The 19,487-nt window shown below is 69.9% G+C and carries 19 protein-coding genes; 11 read left to right on the forward strand and 8 right to left on the reverse strand.

Features of this window, described 5'->3' with window-relative positions:
- Positions 1-27 precede the first annotated feature (27 nt).
- Positions 28-927 carry a hypothetical protein gene (locus ACFYRX_RS24770; protein WP_389103522.1) on the reverse strand — a complete coding sequence of 300 codons (900 nt, stop codon included), beginning with the start codon at positions 925-927 and terminating at the stop codon, positions 28-30.
- A 351-nt stretch (positions 928-1,278) separates the two neighbouring features.
- Positions 1,279-2,475 carry an RNA-guided endonuclease InsQ/TnpB family protein gene (locus ACFYRX_RS24775; protein ID WP_389103525.1) on the reverse strand — a complete coding sequence of 399 codons (1,197 nt, stop codon included), beginning with the start codon at positions 2,473-2,475 and terminating at the stop codon, positions 1,279-1,281.
- A 178-nt stretch (positions 2,476-2,653) separates the two neighbouring features.
- On the opposite strand from ACFYRX_RS24775, the gene ACFYRX_RS24780 reads away from it, so the two are divergent.
- The 3 genes from ACFYRX_RS24780 to ACFYRX_RS24790 all read left to right on the forward strand — a co-directional run bounded on the left by ACFYRX_RS24780 (position 2,654) and on the right by ACFYRX_RS24790 (position 4,401).
- Positions 2,654-2,719 carry a hypothetical protein gene (locus ACFYRX_RS24780; RefSeq protein ID WP_389103703.1) on the forward strand — a complete coding sequence of 22 codons (66 nt, stop codon included), beginning with the start codon at positions 2,654-2,656 and terminating at the stop codon, positions 2,717-2,719.
- Entirely contained in the window at positions 2,700-3,098 is a 399-nt protein-coding gene (locus ACFYRX_RS24785; protein ID WP_389103528.1) for an ATP-binding protein, read from the forward strand. Before ACFYRX_RS24780 ends, ACFYRX_RS24785 begins: the two co-directional genes overlap by 20 nt.
- A 115-nt stretch (positions 3,099-3,213) precedes the next feature.
- Positions 3,214-4,401 carry a hypothetical protein gene (locus ACFYRX_RS24790; protein WP_389103531.1) on the forward strand — a complete coding sequence of 396 codons (1,188 nt, stop codon included), beginning with the start codon at positions 3,214-3,216 and terminating at the stop codon, positions 4,399-4,401.
- Between the two features lie 13 nt (positions 4,402-4,414).
- Here the strand turns inward: ACFYRX_RS24790 and ACFYRX_RS24795 are convergent, their stop codons facing one another.
- The gene (locus ACFYRX_RS24795; protein WP_389103534.1) at positions 4,415-4,939 is read right to left on the reverse strand and encodes a YbjN domain-containing protein; all 525 of its coding nucleotides are present in this window, start codon (positions 4,937-4,939) and stop codon (positions 4,415-4,417) included.
- A gap of 140 nt (positions 4,940-5,079) precedes the next feature.
- On the opposite strand from ACFYRX_RS24795, the gene ACFYRX_RS24800 reads away from it, so the two are divergent.
- Positions 5,080-5,568: a hypothetical protein gene (locus ACFYRX_RS24800; protein ID WP_389103536.1), complete on the forward strand. Its 489-nt coding sequence runs from the start codon at positions 5,080-5,082 to the stop codon at positions 5,566-5,568.
- Between the two features lie 54 nt (positions 5,569-5,622).
- Here ACFYRX_RS24800 and clpB read toward each other — a convergent pair whose 3' ends face one another.
- Complete coding sequence (clpB, locus tag ACFYRX_RS24805) at positions 5,623-8,220, reverse strand: ATP-dependent chaperone ClpB (protein ID WP_389103538.1); 2,598 nt, start codon at positions 8,218-8,220, stop codon at positions 5,623-5,625.
- 118 nt (positions 8,221-8,338) lie between these two features.
- Between clpB and ACFYRX_RS24810 the strand changes: the two genes are divergently transcribed.
- Positions 8,339-8,752, forward strand: coding sequence for a pyridoxamine 5'-phosphate oxidase family protein (locus ACFYRX_RS24810; protein WP_389103541.1), 414 nt, complete (start codon positions 8,339-8,341; stop codon positions 8,750-8,752).
- Between the two features lie 152 nt (positions 8,753-8,904).
- Here ACFYRX_RS24810 and ACFYRX_RS24815 read toward each other — a convergent pair whose 3' ends face one another.
- Together ACFYRX_RS24815 and ACFYRX_RS24820 are read right to left on the reverse strand one after the other, a co-directional pair.
- Positions 8,905-9,240: a hypothetical protein gene (locus tag ACFYRX_RS24815; RefSeq protein WP_381335416.1), complete on the reverse strand. Its 336-nt coding sequence runs from the start codon at positions 9,238-9,240 to the stop codon at positions 8,905-8,907.
- Position 9,241: 1 nt separating this feature from the next.
- Entirely contained in the window at positions 9,242-9,421 is a 180-nt protein-coding gene (locus tag ACFYRX_RS24820; protein WP_389103705.1) for a hypothetical protein, read from the reverse strand.
- A gap of 116 nt (positions 9,422-9,537) precedes the next feature.
- On the opposite strand from ACFYRX_RS24820, the gene ACFYRX_RS24825 reads away from it, so the two are divergent.
- Positions 9,538-10,575: a helix-turn-helix transcriptional regulator gene (locus ACFYRX_RS24825; RefSeq protein WP_389103544.1), complete on the forward strand. Its 1,038-nt coding sequence runs from the start codon at positions 9,538-9,540 to the stop codon at positions 10,573-10,575.
- A complete protein-coding gene (locus ACFYRX_RS24830) occupies positions 10,572-11,552 on the forward strand; it encodes a helix-turn-helix transcriptional regulator (RefSeq protein WP_389103547.1) in 981 nt (326 codons plus the stop codon). The genes ACFYRX_RS24825 and ACFYRX_RS24830 overlap by 4 nt, the downstream gene beginning before the upstream one ends.
- On the opposite strand, the gene ACFYRX_RS24835 is transcribed toward ACFYRX_RS24830, so the two are convergent.
- On the reverse strand, positions 11,515-12,552 hold the full coding sequence (locus tag ACFYRX_RS24835) for a LuxR C-terminal-related transcriptional regulator (RefSeq protein WP_389103550.1): 1,038 nt from the start codon (positions 12,550-12,552) through the stop codon (positions 11,515-11,517). The two genes, ACFYRX_RS24830 and ACFYRX_RS24835, sit on opposite strands and share 38 nt — an antisense overlap.
- A 476-nt stretch (positions 12,553-13,028) precedes the next feature.
- Between ACFYRX_RS24835 and ACFYRX_RS24840 the strand changes: the two genes are divergently transcribed.
- From ACFYRX_RS24840 to ACFYRX_RS24850, 3 genes are read left to right on the forward strand one after another with little or no spacing between them, the layout of a single operon-like run.
- Positions 13,029-14,570 carry a circularly permuted type 2 ATP-grasp protein gene (locus ACFYRX_RS24840; RefSeq protein ID WP_389103552.1) on the forward strand — a complete coding sequence of 514 codons (1,542 nt, stop codon included), beginning with the start codon at positions 13,029-13,031 and terminating at the stop codon, positions 14,568-14,570.
- On the forward strand, positions 14,567-15,499 hold the full coding sequence (locus ACFYRX_RS24845; protein ID WP_389103555.1) for an alpha-E domain-containing protein: 933 nt from the start codon (positions 14,567-14,569) through the stop codon (positions 15,497-15,499). Before ACFYRX_RS24840 ends, ACFYRX_RS24845 begins: the two co-directional genes overlap by 4 nt.
- 17 nt (positions 15,500-15,516) lie before the next feature.
- Positions 15,517-16,359, forward strand: coding sequence for a transglutaminase domain-containing protein (locus ACFYRX_RS24850; RefSeq protein WP_389103708.1), 843 nt, complete (start codon positions 15,517-15,519; stop codon positions 16,357-16,359).
- 39 nt (positions 16,360-16,398) lie between these two features.
- Here ACFYRX_RS24850 and ACFYRX_RS24855 read toward each other — a convergent pair whose 3' ends face one another.
- Complete coding sequence (locus tag ACFYRX_RS24855) at positions 16,399-17,502, reverse strand: sugar ABC transporter substrate-binding protein (RefSeq protein WP_389103557.1); 1,104 nt, start codon at positions 17,500-17,502, stop codon at positions 16,399-16,401.
- A 241-nt stretch (positions 17,503-17,743) separates the two neighbouring features.
- On the opposite strand from ACFYRX_RS24855, the gene ACFYRX_RS24860 reads away from it, so the two are divergent.
- A complete protein-coding gene (locus ACFYRX_RS24860) occupies positions 17,744-19,483 on the forward strand; it encodes a fibronectin type III domain-containing protein (protein WP_389103560.1) in 1,740 nt (579 codons plus the stop codon).
- Positions 19,484-19,487: the final 4 nt, after the last annotated feature.

Consider the following 19,487-nt stretch of genomic DNA (forward strand, 5'->3'; position numbering starts at 1 on the left):
CTCACCGGACGCCCTCCCGTCACATGCTCAGCCGGCCGCACGGAGTTGGTCCCCGGTCAGGCAGCCCCGGCAACGGCCGGGTTTCGCTGAACGGAATCCCAGGTCGCAGCCCTCGCAGTTCCGCATGGGCAGGACCACCGGACGTGCGGGGAGTTCCGCGCCTCTGGCCGGTACCGGCAGGGGAGTCTCCTTGAGGCGGTAGGCGAGGATGCCGACCGGGCGGGTGAGGAAGCAGTCCGGCAACCTCGCGGTGAGGTGGTCCGTGATGTGCGTGGGCAGAATGCCCGCCGCGAGCCACCGGGTGACGGCCGGGGCGAGGCGGGCGGTTTCCTGCGCGGACAGGATGAGGCGGGGGTCGACCCGGCGCAGCCCGGTGAGTACGGCGACGGCTCGGGGGTCTGCGTCGGCGAGCGGGACGGGTGCCTCCGCCTCGGCCGGCGCGGGCGCGGCCACGGTTTCCTCCACGGGCGCGGACGCTGGTGTGACCGCAGCGGCGGCGCCCTGCTTCCGGGGTCTGCGCGGCTTCGGCGGCTCGGGAGGACCGTCCGGGTCCGTGTCCGGGTCCGTGTCCGGACCGCCGCCGGGGACGTCGTAGAAGTACGTGCGGGTACGGACGTGTCCGGTGGACGTCCGCTCGCGGCGGCGCTCCAGGTAACCGGCCGCTTCCAACTCCCTGAGCGCCCGTGAGATCAGGATCTCGCCCTCGCTGAAGTGCTCGCACAGGGCCGGGATGGTCACGCGGGTGCTGTCGGGCAGGGAGGAGATGTACGCCGCGACGCCGACCGTGACCGCGCTGCCGCGTCGCTGGGCGAGGGCGTTGGAGATCACCGTGAAGTCGGCCGTGAGACGGGTGCGGACATGGATCACCCCGGACGTCGGAGCTCCGGCGTGGGCGCGCGAGGGCGCGTTAGACTGCGAGTCAGCCATCGGGAAGCGTTTCCTTCTCGATCGGTCAGGCCCTCGTTCGGGACGGCAATCCCGGCCGGGGGCCGAAGTCTGTGTGCTGTTGTCGCGGCGAACGTAACCGCCCCCATCCCGCGTCTGCAAGCCGGTCACTCGGACGAGTGACGCGAGCCGTGCGGCCGGGGAGGGTGGGTGGGTGGGTAGTTCTTTCCCCCGGTTCTTTTGGGAGGCCAGCGGCCTGCCGGGACCTCGCGGACAGGGGTCCGGTGGGCCCGGGACGTGGACGGTGGCCAGGGCCCGGCGGACTCAGTGACGGTGGCCCTCCGGCCTTCAACTCACCTTTGACTTCGTCCCCTTCGTGAACGAGGGGGATTCCTACGGCTCGCGCCGTGGGGTTTTCTGCTTCACCGCCGACTGCCCCGTCCGGGAGGACTCCCGTTGAGGTCTTACACCGACTCCCCAGACAGACACCGCCAGCCCGGCGGCCAAAAGGTTCTGCGCCGCGTTCACGTCCCGGTCATGGACCGCACCGCACTCACACGTCCACTCCCGGACGTCGAGCGGCAGCTTCGACCGGATCGTGCCGCAGGCACCGCACAGTTTCGAGCTGGGGAAGAAGCGGTCGACGACCACCAGTTCCCGCCCGTACCAGGCAGTCTTGTACTCCAGCATCATCCGCAGGTCGCTCCACGCCGCATCGGAGATGGCGCGGGCGAGCCTGTGGTTTTTGACCATGTTGCGGACGGTCAGGTCCTCGATCACGACCGTTTGGTTCTCACGGACGAGTCGGGTGGTCAGTTTGTGGAGGAAGTCCCGGCGTCGGTCGGCGATCCGGGCATGGACGCGGGCGACCTTGCGGCGGGCTTTGGCCCGGTTGGCGCCGTCGCCCTTGGCCTTGCGGGACAGTTCCCGCTGGGCGTGGGCGAGGCGGGCCCGGTCCTTGCGCTCGTGCTTCGGGTTGGTGATCTTCTCCCCGGTGGACAGTGTCGCCAGACACGTGATCCCCAGGTCGATGCCCACCGCATTCGTGGTGGCCGGGGCCGGGATGATGATGTCGTCGCAGAGCATCGACACGAACCAGCGTCCGGCCGCGTCCTGGGACACCGTCACCGTCGACGGCGTGACACCCTCCGGCAGCGGCCTCGACCACACGATGTCCAAAGGCTCGGCCATCTTGGCCAGAGTCAACTCGCCATTACGGAAGCGGAAGCCGCTGGTGGTGTACTCCGCGCTCCTGCGGGACTTCTTCCGCGACTTGAAGCGCGGGTACTTGGCCCGCTTGCCGAAGAAGTTGGTGAACGCCACCTGCAGGTGCCGCAGCGTCTGCTGGAGCGGAACCGACGACACCTCGTTCAGGTAGGCGAGTTCCTCGGTCTGCTTCCACGCCGTCAGCATCGCGGACGTCTGGTTGTAGTTGACCCGTTCCTGCCGCGTCCACGCCCGGGTACGGGCGTCGAGCGCCAAGTTGTAGACCTTCCGCACGCATCCGAAGGTGCGCGACAGCTCAGCCGCCTGCGCATCCGTCGGACAGAAGCGGTACTTGAACGCCCGCTTCACCTGCTTCGTGGTCATGCTCACAAACTAGAGCACTTGCCAGTGAGGGATAAATGCACTGGTCAAGGCACTGTGATTCGCCCTGGCGGCGAACCCCAGCTCCCGGCCCTGCTCCGCAGGAGTCCGATTCCTCCCCGGCCCGAAGACCGGGGTTTCCTCGGAGGTATCCGAGGAACACCACGCGTGGATGCAGTTGATGGTCAAGAAGCGGCGCAGAACCCTCGTGGTCTGCCCTCCCTGCCATGACGGCATTCACGCATAACCCGGACCAGGATCACGCAGCAGTCACTGGAGAGCCCGCTGCACCGAAACGGTGCACGGCGGGTTCGGGCCGGGGGCCACTGGAAAAGGAACCGCACAGCGGAAACCTCGCCAGTGGCCTACCGGTACTGACCCACGGCCGGGTCCCGGGGCACGACTTCGGTCTCCGGGTCGCTCTCGACGCGGCGACGGGCCTGGTCCGCGTGGAGGTCTCGGACGCGGCCTCGACGAAACGGCCTCCCGCGACCCCGCCGTCGTCGATCCCCGAGGGCGAGTCGGGCCGGGGGCTGCTCCTGGTGGACACCCTGGCCGTGCGCTGGGGTTCGGTGCCGCGTCGCCCACTGGGCAAGACGGTGTGGGCGGAAGTGTCCATCGCCTGAGACGGGCCAGACAAGCCAGATGGGCCACAGGCGGACGAGAACCGGCGTCGAGGACGGAACAGACACCGGGCGCGCGATGCTCGCTTATGACTGGTTTCTTATGCAATGTGCTGATGTGACTCACGTCAGCACCCACACAGGCACCCGCACTCTCGCGCCGCCCGCCCTCGTGCGGCCCGGCGCCGCCGCCCGGTACCCCCTGGTGGTGGCGCTCGGTCTCTTCGCCGCCGCCCGGCTCACCGGGCTGGCCGTGCTCGCGGTGACCGCCTGGGCCACCGGGCACGGGCCGCTCACGCTGCTCGGGCGGTCCTGGGACTCCCGGTGGTACCTGGGGATCGCCGAGCACGGTTACGTCCGTACGGTGCATGTCCGGCCGGGTCTCGTCTTCGACGATCTGGCGTTCTTCCCGCTGTACCCGGCCCTCGTCCGGGCCGTGACCGCGCTGACCCCGCTGAGCGGGGGCGCGGCGGGTCTGCTGGTGTCGTGGACGGCTGCCGCGGTGGCCGCCGCCGGCATCCACGCCGTGGCCCTGCGTCTGCACGGGCGTGCCGTGGCCGTCGCCGTGGTCCTCCTGTGGGGTCTGCTGCCGCACTCGGTGGTGCTGTCGCTGGCGTACACGGAACCGGTGCTGACCGCTTTCGCCGCCTGGTCGTTGTACGCGGTGCTGGCCGGCCGCTGGGTGTGGGCGGGGACGCTGGCCGCCCTCGCCGGGCTGTCCCGGCCCAACGGCTTCGCGGTCGCGGCGGCGGTCCTCGTGACGGCGGCGTACGAGATCGTGAGGCGGCGCGGAAAAGTTACCCACAGGCTGTGGACGGGCGCGGCCCTCGCCCCGCTCGGCTGGTCCGGGTACGTGCTGTGGGTCGGTCACCGCAGGGGTGACCTGCTCGGCGGCTACTTCGAGGTGCAGCGCCGGTGGGGTTCCCGCTTCGACCTCGGCCGGGGCTCACTGCGTTTCGTACGGCATCTGGTGCTGCAGGGCGACCGTCTCGTCTTCCCGATGGCGATACTGCTGGTCGCCGCCGCCGTACTCCTGTACGCCCTGCTGATCGCCGACCGCGCCCCGCTGCCCCTGCTGGTCTACAGCGGTGTCCTGCTGCTGGTCGCGCTCGGCGGCTCGGGGTTCTTCGCCTCCAAGCCCCGCTTCCTGCTGCCCGCGTTTCCGCTGCTGCTGCCGCTCGCGCGGGCGCTGGTGCGGACGGCGAGAGCCCGGCCCTGGCACGCGGCCTTGGTGGCCGGTGCCCTGGCCGGGCTCTCGTTCGCCTACGGGGCGTATCTGGTCGTGATCGCCCACACGCCCCTGTAGTGGGTCCTGCCGCCTACTCGTCGCCCTCGGGCTGTTCGGCGTCGTTGACGTCCTCCTCGATGCCGAGCTGCTCGACGAGCCACTTGTCGAACTCGATGGCGGCCCGCACCCAGCTGACGGTCGAGGAGACGAAGTGTTCCAGGCTGACGCCGGTGCCGATCAGCATCTGCGCCTCACCGATCAGACGGACGGTGCCGTCGTCGTGGGTGTGGCTGTAGACCTTGGGCCACAGGGTGCGCCGGTTCCAGTCGTCGATGGACTCCAGCAGCAGCGGCTTCTCGTCGATCTTGTGGGACCGGTCGTAGAACGTCCGCACCGAGAAGACCTGCTGGTCACCCTCACCACGGAACATGAAATACGTACGGAACTGCTCCCACGGCGCCGCGAGGTCACCCTCGTCGTCGACGACGTACTTCAGCTCCATCTGGTCGAGGAGCTGCTTCACAAGATCCTGATCCGGGACGACGGGGCCCGCCGGTCCTTGCTGCGGCTCGGGCTGGCCCCCGAAGTTCGGAATCGAGGACGGGTCGATGGTCACCGTGAATTTCCCTTCGTACGGATTCCGCCATCCTCCCCCATCCGGGGAGGGGGGTGGCAAGCCCCGGCCGCCCTGTCCTCCCAGGGCTGACATGATCCGGACAGCCCAGGTAGAACTGACGTCGACCATTGGGGGAACACATGACGCAGACGGACACCGAAACCGTGGCGGAACAGGACGTTCCGGGCAGAACAAGATGGGGGGTCTTCCTGGCGATCCTGGCCGTGCCAACGCTGGTCGTGGCGGCTGTGATCGCGCTCCTGGTCGCCTGGTTGTTCACGGACGACTCGGTCGCCTCGGACGTGAAGAAGACCTCGTGCGCCGAGGCCCTGGCCTTCGGCGGGGCGAAGATGCCGACGGGGGCGCGCGACGCCTGGTGCGGGCTCGAGGCCGGGCCTGAATCCCGCTACACCGCGCGCTTCCGGATGCCGCGCGCCGAGATCGACGCCTGGGTGGCGGCCGGCTTCCCGCAGGGGCCGGAGCTGCGGACCACCCAGTGCGGCGACGCCCAGGTCGACGCGTGCCTGACCGCGGGCCCGGTCGCCAATGAGCGGGCCTCCGTGCAGATCGACATCACCCACGACAGCCGCACGTGGTCCGAGGTGCGGTTCGTGGCGTTCACGCTGTGAGAGGAGCGGCGGGGGCCTGACCAGCCCCCGCCCGACCAGCCCCCGCCGCGCCGCTCAGAGCGTCTTGCCGGTGGCCGGTCCCACGATCAGGCCGTCCCCGAAGGCGTCCACCCGGACCGTGTCGCCGTCCTTGACCTCGCCGGACAGGATCTCCTTGGCGAGCCGGTCGCCGATGGCGGTCTGGACGAGGCGACGCAGCGGACGGGCGCCGTAGGCCGGGTCGTTGCCCTCGTCGGCGAGCCAGGCCAGGGCCTCGTCACTGATCTCCAGGGTGAGCCGGCGTTCCGCGAGGCGCTTGGCCAGCCGGTCGATCTGGAGGCGGGCGATCCTGCCGAGCTCGTCCTTGTTCAGGGCCGAGAAGACGACCAGGTCGTCGAGGCGGTTGAGGAACTCCGGCTTGAAGGAGGCCCGCACGACCTCCAGGACCTGCTCCTTCTTCTCCGCCTCGCTGGTGATCGGGTCGACGAGGAACTGGCTGCCCAGGTTGGAGGTCAGCACCAGGATCGTGTTGCGGAAGTCGACGGTGCGGCCCTGACCGTCCGTCAGCCGCCCGTCGTCCAGCACCTGGAGCAGGATGTCGAAGACCTCCGGGTGGGCCTTCTCCACCTCGTCGAGGAGCACCACGCTGTACGGCCGCCTGCGCACCGCCTCGGTCAGCTGGCCGCCCTCCTCGTAGCCGACATAGCCGGGAGGCGCGCCGACGAGCCGGGAGACGCTGTGCTTCTCGCCGTACTCCGACATGTCGATGCGGACCATCGCCCGCTCGTCGTCGAAGAGGAAGTCGGCGAGCGCCTTGGCGAGTTCGGTCTTGCCGACGCCGGTCGGGCCGAGGAAGAGGAAGGAGCCGGTCGGACGGTCCGGGTCGGCGATCCCGGCCCGGGTGCGCCGTACGGCGTCGGAGACGGCCTGCACGGCCTCGCTCTGGCCGATGAGCCGCTTGCCCAACTCCTCCTCCATGCGCAGGAGTTTCTGCGTCTCGCCCTCCAGGAGGCGGCCCGCCGGGATGCCGGTCCAGGCGGCGACGGTGTCGGCGATGTCGTCGGGGCCGACCTCCTCCTTGACCATGGTGTCCTTGGACGCCTCCTCCTCGGCCTCGGAGGCGGCCTCCAAGTCCCGTTCCAGGGCGGGGATCTCGCCGTAGAGCAGCTTGCTGGCGGTGTCGAAGTCGCCGTCGCGCTGGGCGCGTTCGGCCGTGCCGCGCAGTTCGTCGAGCTTCTCCTTCAGCTCACCGACGCGGTTGAGGGACTCCTTCTCCTTCTCCCAGCGGGCGGTGAGGCCGCGCAGCTCCTCCTCCCGGTCGGCGAGGTCGCGGCGCAGTCGCTCCAGGCGTTCACGGGAGGCGGGGTCGGTCTCCTTCTCCAGCGCGAGCTCCTCCATCTTCAACCGGTCGACCCCGCGCTGGAGTTCGTCGATCTCGACGGGCGAGGAGTCGATCTCCATGCGGAGGCGGGAGGCCGCCTCGTCGACGAGGTCGATGGCCTTGTCGGGCAGGAAGCGGGAGGTGATGTAGCGGTCGGAGAGGGCCGCCGCGGCCACCAGCGCGCTGTCCGCGATCACGACCTTGTGGTGGGCCTCGTAGCGGCCCTTGAGTCCGCGCAGGATGGCGATGGTGTCCTCGACGGTCGGCTCGGCGACCAGCACCTGCTGGAAGCGGCGCTCCAGGGCGGGGTCCTTCTCGATCCGCTCGCGGTACTCGTCGAGGGTGGTGGCGCCGACCATGCGCAGTTCCCCGCGGGCGAGCATGGGCTTGAGCATGTTGCCGGCGTCCATGGCGGAGTCGCCGCCCGCGCCCGCGCCGACGACGGTGTGCAGCTCGTCGATGAAGGTGATGATCTGGCCGTCGGAGTTCTTGATCTCCGCGAGGACGGTCTTCAGCCGCTCCTCGAACTCGCCCCGGTACTTCGCCCCCGCGACCATCGCCCCGAGGTCGAGCGCGACGAGCCGCTTGTTCTTCAGCGACTCGGGCACGTCCCCTTTGACGATCCGCTGGGCGAGCCCCTCGACGACGGCGGTCTTGCCGACGCCGGGCTCGCCGATGAGGACGGGGTTGTTCTTCGTACGGCGGCTGAGCACCTGTACGACGCGGCGGATCTCCTGGTCCCGGCCGATGACGGGGTCGAGCTTGCCCTCACGCGCGGCGGCGGTGAAGTCGGTGCCGAACTTCTCCAGCGCCTTGTACTGCCCCTCGGGGTCGGCGGTGGTCACCCTGCGCCCTCCTCGGGCCTTCTGGAAGGCGTCCACCAGCTTCTTCGCGGTGGCGCCCTGCTGTGTGAGCACGTCCGCCGCCGGTCCGCCCTTGGCGGCGATGCCGATGAGCAGGTGCTCGGTGGAGAGGTATTCGTCACCGAGGTCCTCGGCGCGTGACTGCGCGTCCGCGATGACGGACAGCAGGTCACGGTTGGGCTGCGGGGGCGCGACGGTGGATCCGGTCACGCTGGGCAGCCCGCCGAGCGCCTTCTCGGCACCGGCCCGCACGGCGGCCTGGTCGGCGTCGACACTGGCGAGCAGATCGGTGATGTTCGCGTTGTCCTGCCCCTGGAGCAGAGCGAGGAGCAGGTGGGCAGGGGTGAGATCGGCGTGCCCCCCGGTCACGGCACGGTTGCTGGCCGCGTTGATCGCGTCCCGGCTCCGGTTGGTCAGCTCGGCATCCACGTTCGCGTACTCCTCCTCGGTATCGGCTCGCCCTGTCTGACTCAGTCAGCGTATACAAAGTTGAGTCTATTCCACTCAAGGCGGTGTTCGGGAGGGATGGAGGGACTAGCTTCCCGGCATGACCTCCTACGCCCAGGATCCGGGTGCCCCGGACCCGTCGTATCTCAGCTTCTGGCGGGAACGGCATCTCTGCACACTGACCACACCCCGCCCGGACGGCAGCCCGCACCTGGTGCCCGTCGGGGTGACCTACGACCCCGAGGCCCGTCTGGCCCGGGTGATCGCGAGCCGGACGAGCGCGAAGGTACGGCACGTGCTGGCGGCCGGCGAGGGCGGGGCGGCGGTGGCGGTGTGCCAGGTGGCGGGGCCGCGGTGGGCGACGCTCGAGGGGCGTGCGCATGTCCGCGACGAACCGGAGCGGGTCGCGGAGGCGGTGCGGCGGTACGCCGAGCGCTATGAACGGACGCCGTCACCGAACCCCGAGCGGGTGGTCATCGAGATCTCACTGACGGGAGCGATGGGGCGCTTCTGACGGGAGTGACGGGACGCTTTCGAGCCACAGCCCGATCGGCCGATACCCGGAAATGTCCCCGCAAAATGCAGCGGCGTCACCGTGTTCAGGTCACGGTGACGCCGCTGCGGGGGGAAGCACCTGAGCGATCTTGTTACAACGGGGGAATCGCGTCAGGCACTGCGGGGGGTGGCTGAGATGGTCCGGGGGGTGGGGGTTTCCGGTTCCACCAGCCGATGGTCTCGTTGGTCCAGGTTCACAAAGATCATTCCGTACCGAATGGCACACCGGACGGGCTGCGGCGCCCCCCGGGGCCGCCGCAGACACCGGTACGCCCGCACGTCCTCGTCGTCGTCCCGCGTGACGACCACCGGTTCACCGAAGACCGTCACCATCAACGAGTCACCGGAGTGGGGGATCGCGGTGACCAGATCGATGAAGTGCCAGCCCGATCGGTAGGCGGTGGCCATCTCTCTGCGGAAGGAGCGGTCGTCGGGTGGAGTAGTCATGTCAAGACCAGATGCTGTCGGCCGGGAAGATCTCGGCACCCTCGTCGGCAGGCACAGTCGACGCGACCGTCACTGACCTCGCATCACCGGTGTGTGCGTCACCCTTCGCTGCAGAGAGGCCACTCAGCGTTCCAAAGGCCACAACGGCGGAGAAGGCGGCGACAAGCACCGAGCGAAGCATTCTCTTCCTCATAGTCGGCTTCGTCCTCACTTGAAGGTCCCTCATTCCCCCGTCGGATAAGACGATGGCTCATTCAGGCACGTCATGGCCACACAATCAGTGCATCATGTTCCTGCATGTTCAGGACCCTGGGGGGTGGAGATTTGACAACAAATCGGACCAACGCGACACATCCCCATGCGATCACTGAACTGTGTGCAGAGGGGGAGCGCGTCTACACGCATGCCCTGCGCACCGGGCGCATCGCCCGTGCGGACGTGGAAACCGCTCCCTGCCTGATGGAATACGCCCTTCTGCAGCCTGATCCCGACGACGCGAACTGGCTGCGTCCGGTTCCGCCCTCCGTCGCGCTGGCCCAGCGTCTCAATCCGCTCGAGCGCGAGATCTCCGAACGCCGGCGGACGTCGATAGAGCTGGCCGAGGTGTTCGAGCCGTTCATGGCCCTGAGTGCCCAGGGAGCGGCGCCCACCCACGCGATCACGGTGCTGGAGGGCCTGGACCGGATAAACGCGGCTCTCGACCTGGCCACGGAGCAGTGCCAGAACGAGATGCTCACGATCCAGCCCAGCGCCAACCACCCCGAGCGCAGGGTCATCGAAGGGCTGGAACGCGACAGGACCCTCACCGAGCGGGGCATCCGGATCCGGACCCTGTACCAGCACACCGCGCGCTACAGCCCCGCCCGGATCGCCTACATGGAGCGGTTCGCCGACGGCAAGGTGGAGTACCGGACCATCGACGAACTGGTGGAACGGCTCATCATCTGCGACGAGTCCGTCGCCTTCCTTCCCGTCCGTGACGACCGCCAGGTCGCCCTGGAACTCCGGCACCCGGGCATCGTCGGCTATCTGATCAAGGTCTTCGAGTTCATGTGGAACCGGGCGGTCCCGCTGAGCGCCGGCGCCCCCTACGAGACGGCCCCCGACGGCATCACCGACATCCAGCACTCCATAGCCAAGCTTCTCGTCGAGGGCCACGTCGACGAGGCGATAGCCCGCCGCCTGGGCATGAACGTACGCACCTGCCGGGCCCACATCGCCAAGCTCGCCACCGCGCTCGGAAGCGGCAGCCGCGCACAGCTCGGCTTCCTCATCGCGCAGTCGGGGATCCTCCGTCCCGACCAGCCGATATCGGGGGACGGCGACCACCCGTGACCGGGACCCATCCGCACGGGGCGGAGGAGCTGTGCGAGGCGGGCCTGCACCTGTACACGCGCGCGCTGCGCGAAGGGTGGGTGAGTGCCGCCGACGCGGACAAGGTGCCGTGTCTCGCCGACCTCGGTCTGCTTCAGCCGGACCTCGGGGACCTGCGCCGGCTGCGGCCCGTCACCCCGGCGTTCGCCCTCCACCGGCTGCTGCGGGCCGTAGAGGACCGCATCGCCGACGAACGGCGCCGCGAGGAGCGGCTGGCGGCGATGTTCGAGTCGCTGGTCGCGATCGACGGTCCGCATCCCGCCGCCGCGGCGGCTCCGGAGATCGGCGTCCTCAGCGGCCTGGACCGCATCGGCCAGGCCCTGCACCGGGCCGTGACGGACACCTCGGGCGAGGTGCTGACCATCCAGCCCGTCACCAACCACACCCACTCCCCCGCCGGGCTGCACGCCGAAGCCCTGGCCCGCGACCAGGCCCTGCTCGACCGCGGCGGCCGTATCCGCGTGATCTACCAGCACACGCTCCGCCACGCGCCGAGCATCCTGGCCCGCTACGAGCGCCTGCACGGCGACGTCGAGGCCCGCACGCTCGACGAGGTCACCCAGCGCCTGATCGTCGTGGAGCGCGAGGTCGCCTTCATCCCCGCCAGCAAGGACCGCACCCTCGCCCTGGAGATCCGTCAGCCGGCCATCGTCGACTTCCTCGCCACCGCCTTCGACCGGCTGTGGCGGCTGGCCACCCCGATGTACCCGCGGGCGGTTCAGCAGCCCTCCCTCGACGGCATCACCTCCCGGCAACGAGCCATCGCCGCGTTCCTCGTCGAGGGCCACACCGACGCCGTCATCGCCGACCGCCTCGGCATGAACATCCGCACCGCCCGCGTGCACATCGCCAAACTCGCCGCCACCCTCGGCAGCGAGAGCCGCGCCCAGCTCGGCTACCTCATCGGGCGGTCCGGGATTCTTGACCGGGAAGCGTGACGGAGGGCACGGCGGGGACGGCGGCCCGTCCGTCCAGGCCCACCTGCGCTATCCGGACGCCCAACTGCGTACGGCTGGCCGCCCCCAGCGTCTCCGACAGCCGCGCGATGTGGGCCCGGCAGGTGCGCACGCTTATCCCCAGGCGTTCCGCGATCACCGCGTCCTGATGGCCCTCCGCCAGCAGGGCCGCGATGGACTGCTCGCGGTGGGAGATGCCCTCGATGCCGGTGTCGGGGAGAGGGGCCGTGAGCGGGATCGCGAGGCGCCACAGCCGCTCGAAGACCGTCACCAGGTACTCCACCAGTGCCGGGTGCCGCAGTTCCAGCGCGAGGGTGCGGTCGGCGTTCGCGGGGACGAAGGCCACCGTGCGGTCGAAGAGGATCAGGCGGTCAATGACCTCGTCGAGGGTCCGCGCCTGGACCGAACCACCCATCAGTTCAAGGTAGTTGAGCAGTCCCTGGCCGTGCCGCGCCACGTGCGTGTACAGGTCCCGCATGCGCACGCCCCGGCCGCGCAGCGCCAGCGCCCGGTGCAGGCCCTCGGTCAGCTCGTGCTCGGGGCGGATACCGCCCGGCTGGACCGTGAGGACCTCCGTCGTGCACGCCTCCGTCGCCTCGTCCATCGCGGCCTGGATGCGGGACAGACCGTCCAGGACGCGGATCGCGGTGCCCTCCCCGGCGCCCGCGACGACACTGGGCGCGAGGCCCGCGTACCGCTCCACCGCCGCGACCGCCGCGCCCATCCGTCGCTGGCTCGCGCTGACGTCGTCGTAGACCCCGCGCAGCAGCCGGGTCATGACCTCCTGCGGTGCGGTCGGCACCAGCCAGTCCATGTCGTCGGGGTCCGGGTGCAGCAGGGCCAGCTCCAGCAGGCAGGGCACCGGTTCGGCGTCGGAGCGCGGTACCCGGCCGCGCCGGACGGCTCGGGAGTACACGCGATCACCGGCTTCGCACAGCCGGTCAGCACCGTGTGGATGGTCGTCCGCCGTGTGCCCGGCCATTGCCCATCCCACCCCCGGTTCCAGCGTCCGCCGCCCTCTTGTCCGGTATTCCCACCAGGGCGTCGAAGCCCCCTCGGCTCCGCAACTATGCGCGGCCCGGACCGGCTCCGCAACACGGCTCCCCAGGCGAGAGCCCGTGAAAACACCTGGTATGCCCCAGACTGCGGCCCGGTGGGGGCGGGTCGCGCAGTTCCCCGCGCCCCTGGGTGGGTGCGGTGAAAGCCCGTTCACCAGATCCGGACCTCCCCACGCCCGCCTGCAACAAGCTGCGGGCCGGTCGGTGGGTGCGGTGAAGGTCCGTTCGGCTGTGCCCACCTTGTTTGGGGGCGCGGGGAACTGCGCGACAAGCCCCCACCGGCCCGCAGACGCACTGCGACCGACGCCCCCGGCCCCCCGCGGAACAACCCGCTCCGCGTGTCGACTCCTGGAAATCACGCAGTGATCACCCCGTTACGTGCCGCACTTAACGTCAGGTCATGGCGGACATATTTGACGCATACGCGTTGGCCGACGCGTGGGACGAGATGTTCGAGCGGCCAGGTGAAGTCAGGACCGCCTACGAGCCGGTGCTGGCAGCACTCCAGCCGATCGAACCGAGTGAACTGCGGTTCCGGGCCGACCAGATGGCCCGGGCGTTCACCGACAGGGGCGTGACCTACGCCTTCGCGGGCGAGGAACGGCCCTGGCCGCTGGACCTGGTGCCGAGGATCCTCGACGCCCTCGAATGGGATCTCATACAACGGGGAGTCGGTCAGCGGGTCAGGGCCCTGGAGGCCTACCTCGCCGACGCCTACGGTCAGGCCCGGGCCTTCGAGGACGGCGTAGTGCCCTGGCGGCTGCTTCTGAGCTCCCCGCACTTCCACCGGGCCGCCCACGGAATCGAGCCGGTGAACGCCGTACGCATCCATGTCGCCGGCATCGACCTCGTACGGGACGAACAGGGCGATTTCCGGGTCCTGGAGGACAACGTCCGTGTCCCCAGCGGCGTGTCGTACGTCATCGAGAACCGGCGCGCGATGACCCGCGTCTTCCCGTCCCTGTTCGCCGAACAGCACGTGGTCCCCGTCGACGGATACGCGCAGAAGCTGCTCGCGGCCCTGCGCGCCGCCGCCCCCGACGGCGCGCAGGATCCCCGGGTCGTCGTCCTCACCCCCGGGCCCAGCAACGCCGCCTACTTCGAACACGCCCTGCTCGCCCGGCTGATGGGCGTGCAGCTGGTCGAGGGACACGACCTGGTCTGCCGCAACAACCGGGTGTGGATGCGGACCACCCGCGGCGAGGTGCCCGTCCATGTCGTATACCGGCGCCTGGACGACGACTTCCTCGATCCGCTGCACTTCCGCCCCGACTCCGTGATCGGCTGCCCGGGCATCCTGGGCGCGGCCACGGCGGGCCATGTCACCCTCGCCAACGCGGTCGGCAACGGCATCGCGGACGACAAGCTGCTCTACACCTACGTCCCGGACCTGATCCGCTACTACCTCTCCGAGGAACCGATTCTTCCCAACGTGGAGTCCTTCCGGCCCGACGAGCCGGGGCAGTTGGACGCCGTCCTCGACCAGATCGACCAGCTCGTCGTGAAGCCCGTCGACGGGGCCGGCGGCCAGGGCATCGTCATCGGGCCCAAGGCCGACCGCGAGACCCTGGAGAAGACCCGCGAGGCCGTCCGCAAGGACCCCCGCGGCTTCATCGCCCAGCGCCCGGTCGCCCTGTCCACCTCTCCTACCCTCGCGGGTGAACGCATGGCCCCCCGCCACATCGACCTGCGCCCCTTCGCCGTCAACGACGGCAACGACATCTGGGTCCTGCCCGGCGGCCTGACCCGCGTCGCCCTCCAGGAGGGCAACCTGATCGTCAACTCCAGCCAGGGCGGCGGCTCCAAGGACACCTGGGTGCTCGCCGAGGGGCCCACCGAGCCGCCCACGCCCGCGAACGGGACCGCCCTCCTCGACATCGCCCCACGTCAGCACGGTCCCGATGGCCTCCCCACCGTCGTACAGGAAGGGGCCCAGCAGTGAACGACGTGATCCTCTCCCGGATAGCCGAGGCACTGATCTGGACCGGCCGCTACGTCGAGCGGGCGGACGCCACGGCCCGGATCCTCGACGCCTACCTCCACCGGATGCTGGAGGACCCCTGGCGCGACGAGGACGTGGCCTGCCGGTCGCTGTACGCGATCCTCGGCGTCGACGCGGGCGGCACCCGGGTCGACATGCAGCAGGTCCTCGACCAGCTCGCCTTCGACGCCCGCTCGACCTGCGCCATCGAGGGCGCGCTCGGCGCGGCCCGGCTCAACGCGCGCAGCGCCCGTGAGGCCGTCTCCTCCGAGATGTGGGAGTGCCTGAACTCCACCTGGCACGCCCTCGCCGACCAGCGCCTGGCGGCCCGCCGTACGGGCCCCTACGCCTATCTGGAACTCGTACGGCGGCGCTCGGCACTCTTCTTCGGGCTCGCCGACTCCACCATGAGCCGCGACGACAGCTGGCGTTTCGTGGTGCTGGGCCGGAGCCTGGAGCGGGTGGACATGACCGTGCGGCTGCTGTCGGTCCGGGTCCTGGACGCGGCCCACGCGCCCGACTGGCCGACCCTGCTGAGCGCTTCGGGCGCCGACGAGGCGTACGCGCGCGTGTACAGCGGTTTCGGCGACACCCCGCGCGTGGCCGAGTTCCTGCTCCTGGACCGGGACTTCCCGCGCTCCGCGCTGCACGCGCTGACCACGGCCGAGGAGTGCCTGACCGCGCTCGGCCGCCCCCGCCAGGACCCCGCGCGCCGCCCGATCGGCCGGATGCGCACCCGCCTCGAATACCTCGACCTGCCCGCCCTGGAGGAACAACTCCCCCTTCTGCTGGGGGACCTGCAGACCGCCTGCATGGCCTCCGCGGAAGCGGTGGCGGAGCGGTTCTTCCCGTACCAGGGGCCCGTCGAGTGGGCCCAGGAAGGAGCGTGAGCATGGCCGCCAACCCCGTGACCCGCCGCCTCCGGATCAAGCACGTCACGAAGGTCTCGTACGCCCAGCCCGCGGCCTCGTCCCACAACGAGGTCCGCATGACCCCGCTGACCCTGCCCGCCCAGACCACGCTGGACGCCCGGGTCACCGTCAACCCGACGACGCCCACCTGGTCGTACTGGGACTACTGGGGCACCCAGGTCACCGGCTTCGACCTGATGGACCCGCACGGCCAGGTCACCATCACGGCCTCCAGCCTGGTCGAGACGTCCCGGCCGGAGCCCCTGCCGGCCCCGCCCACATGGGCGGAGGTGGCCGAACGCGTCGCCGGATCACGGCTGTTGGAGTTCGCGACCCCGACGGGCCGTACGACGGTCCCGCCGAAGCTGGTCAAGAAGGCCCGGAAGGCGGCGGCCGGCCTCGACCCGCACGAGACGGCGGTCGCGGTGTCGGCGCTGGTCGCCGACCGGGTGTCGTACCTGCCCGGCGCGACCAGCGTGAACACCTCCCCCGCGGAGGCCTGGGAGCAGGGCGCCGGCGTCTGCCAGGACATCACCCACCTCACCGTCGCCCTGCTGCGCGGCGCCGGCCTCCCGGCCCGCTATGTCTCCGGCTACCTCCACCCGGAACGCGAGGCCGAACTCCACCGGCCCGTCGCCGGGGAGAGCCACGCCTGGATCGAGTACTGGGCGGGCGACTGGTGCGGCTACGACCCCACCAACCGCGTCCGCGCCGACGAGTCCCACGTGGTGGTGGCCCGGGGGCGCGACTACGACGACGTGACGCCCCACAAGGGCATCTACCGGGGCGTGGCCGGAGGATCGCCGCAGGTCACGGTGGAGTTCACGCGGGTGGCGTGACCGGGACGGCGGAGGGGCGCTCCCTCCGCCGTGGCGCGGTTACTTCAGGCCCGCCGCGTCACAGGCGCTCTTGTACTCCGCGGTGCAGATGTCCTTGATCGTGTAGATGCCGTCCTTGACGACCGTGTTCTTGATGTTGTCCTTCGTCAGGGCGACGACCTGGACGAGCTGCGCCGGGATGTCCTTGTTGGTGGGGCTGTCGACGCTGTCCGTGGCGAGGGCGTCGAACTGGATGCCCTTGCCCTGGACCTTCATCACGGCCATCTCGGCGGCGGCCTCGGCCTCGCCCGGGTACGGCTTGTAGACGCTCATGTACTGCTCGCCAGAGATGATCCGCTGCACCGCGGGCAGCTCCGCGTCCTGGCCGGTGATCGGCGGGAGCTTGGTCATGCCCGCGCTCTCCATCGCCTGGATGGCCGCGCCGGCCATGGCGTCGTTGGCGGAGTACACGGCCTTGATGTTGTCCTTGCCGATCGCGTTGATCGCCTTGGTCATGTCGGCCTGGGCGATCTCCGGCTTCCAGCCGTCGACGTCGTACGTCTCGGCGATCGTCACCTTGCCGTTGAGCTCGGACATCGCGCCCGCCTTGAACTGTCCGGCGTTCGGGTCGGAGGGCGAGCCGTTGATCATGACGATCTTGTCGGAGGTGTCGATGCCCGAGCCGATCGCCTCGACGAGGGAGCGGCCCTGCACCTCGCCCACGAGTTCGTTGTCGAAGGAGACGTACGCGTCGATCGGGCCCTCGGCGAGCCGGTCGTAGGCGATGACCGGGATGCCCGCGTTCTTGGCCTTGGTCACCATGCTCGCGATGGCGTGCGAGTCCACGGCGTCCAGCAGGATCACGTCGACCTTCTCGTCGATCATCTGCTGCATCTGGGTGGCCTGCTTCGACGCGCTGGCCTCGCCGTTGGCGTAGATGGTCTTGCCCTGCTTGTTCGTGAGCGCGGCGACCTTCTTCTGGATGATCGGGTAGTCGAACTCCTCGTAACGGGTGTTCGTCTTCTCCGGCATCAGCACACCCACGGTGATGTCATTGCCCTTGGTCGGGCTCGCCTCGGTCCCGCTCGCGGCGCCGAGCGCGCCGCAGGCGGCCAGCGAGAGGGTCATCGTGGACGCGGCCACGGCTATGGCGATACGACGCATGTGGGCTGCTCACTTCTGGTGCTTTCCGGACGCGGGCGCGGCATTGCGGCCCATGTGTCTGAAAAGACAACGGGGGGCCGCCCATCGACGTCAAGCGGAATCACTTAACGAGTGCGCAACGCCACTCTCCGCCGAAGGTGTGAAGACTTGGCGCGAACACTAGTACAACCAACTTCACACCTCATGAGTCGTGATCACAGCAGTCCCACAACTGCTGTTCCCCGTACGACCAGAGGATCGAATGAAGTCAGCCAGACGCACGGCCCCGGCGACAGCCGCCGCCGCCGTGCTCGCCACCGCCGGCGGCCTCCTCGCGGTGGCGACGGCCCCCGCCTCCGCGGCCGTATCGTGCGCCTCCCCGGTGTTCAAGCGCCAGTTCTTCGCGAACACGTCCTTCGCCGGCACCCCGAAGAAGACGGACTGCGACAGCGCGGTCGACGAGAGCTGGAGCGGCGCCCCCGCCTCCGGCCTCCCGAAGGACACCTTCGGCGTCCGCTGGACCGTGACCCGCGACTTCGGCTCCGGCGGCCCCTTCGCACTCAACGCCACCGGCCTGGACGGCATCCGCGTGTACGTCGACGGCGTCCGCAAGATCGACCTGTGGAAGAACGTCTCGACCACGGTGAAGAAGACCGCGAACGTGACGATCCCGTCCGGCAAACACACCCTCCGCATCGACTACGCCAACTGGACCGGCACCGCCAAGGTCAAGGTGACGTACACGCCGCGCACCTCCGCCGACGTGGACAAGGTCAGACCCCTTGTCCCGACCGGCCCTTCGGTGACGTACGACAAGGCCACCGGCAAGGCGAAGCTGACCTGGGCGAAGAACCAGGAGATGGACCTGGCCGGGTACCGGGTCCACCGGCGGCTCAAGGGCTCGTCCTTCCCGTCCGTCCCGCTCGCGACGACCGCCCTCACCTCGTACACCGACAGCACCCTGCCGGTGACCGGCGAGACCTACTACTACGAGCTGCGCGCCTACGACAAGGCCGGCAACGAGTCGTCGGGCACCGCCGACCAGCCGGTGACCACCGTCGACCGGATCGCCCCGGGCGTGCCCACCGTCACGGGCGCGTCCGGCGAGGTGCGGCCGGGCGGTGCCGGTACCGGCGGCATGAAGGTCGCGTGGGACCAGGTCACGGACGCGACGGCCTACCGCGTCTTCCGGGCGGCAAGCGAGAGCGGCACGTACACCGCCGTGGGCCGCACCGACCAGCTCTCCTACCTGGACACCTCGGCCGCGGAGAGCACGGCCTACTACTACCGCGTCAGCGCCTTGGACGCGGCGGGCAACGAGTCCGCCCGGTCCGCGCCGTACCAGGGCCGGATCTGGGACAACGACCCGCCGCCGCTCGTCACCGGCCTCGACGTGACCCCGACCGAGTACGGCTTCGAACTGAACTGGGACAAGAGCCCGGCGACGGACCTGCGGTACTACAAGGTCTACCGGGGCGAGCTCGTGGTCGACGAGGACGAACGGTACTGCTACGGCAGCTCGGTGAGAGACGTCTCGCCGGACAGGACGTCCTACTCGTACCCCACCCTCCCGGACGGTGACGAGGTCTGCTTCTTCATGGATGCCGTGGACGACGAGAACAACTCCGCCGTCCAGTGGAGCGAGGACCGGCCCAGCGCCGTGGTCGTCACCGAACTCGACATGACGCCGAGCGTGGCGACGCCCGAGGGTTCGCCGCTGGACCTCCTGGTACAGGAGGCCCGGGGCGACGAGGGCAACCTGCTCACGTGGTCCGGGGGCTCCGCGCAGGGCTACCGCGTCCACCGCTGGAACCCCGCCACCTCCTCGTACGAGCGGATCGCCGAGCTCGACGGCACCGCCTCGCAGTACCTCGACACCGGAGCGCGGCGCGGCACCACTTCCTACTACTGGGTGACCGGCGTCCTGGCCGACGGCACGGAGACCCTGCCCGCGGGCGGCTGGGCGGTCACCGCACCGGTCGGCGGCACGGCGTCCGGGTGAGCAC

The sequence above is a fragment of the Streptomyces sp. NPDC005374 genome (assembly GCF_042872225.1).
Classification (GTDB): Bacteria; Actinomycetota; Actinomycetes; order Streptomycetales; family Streptomycetaceae; genus Streptomyces.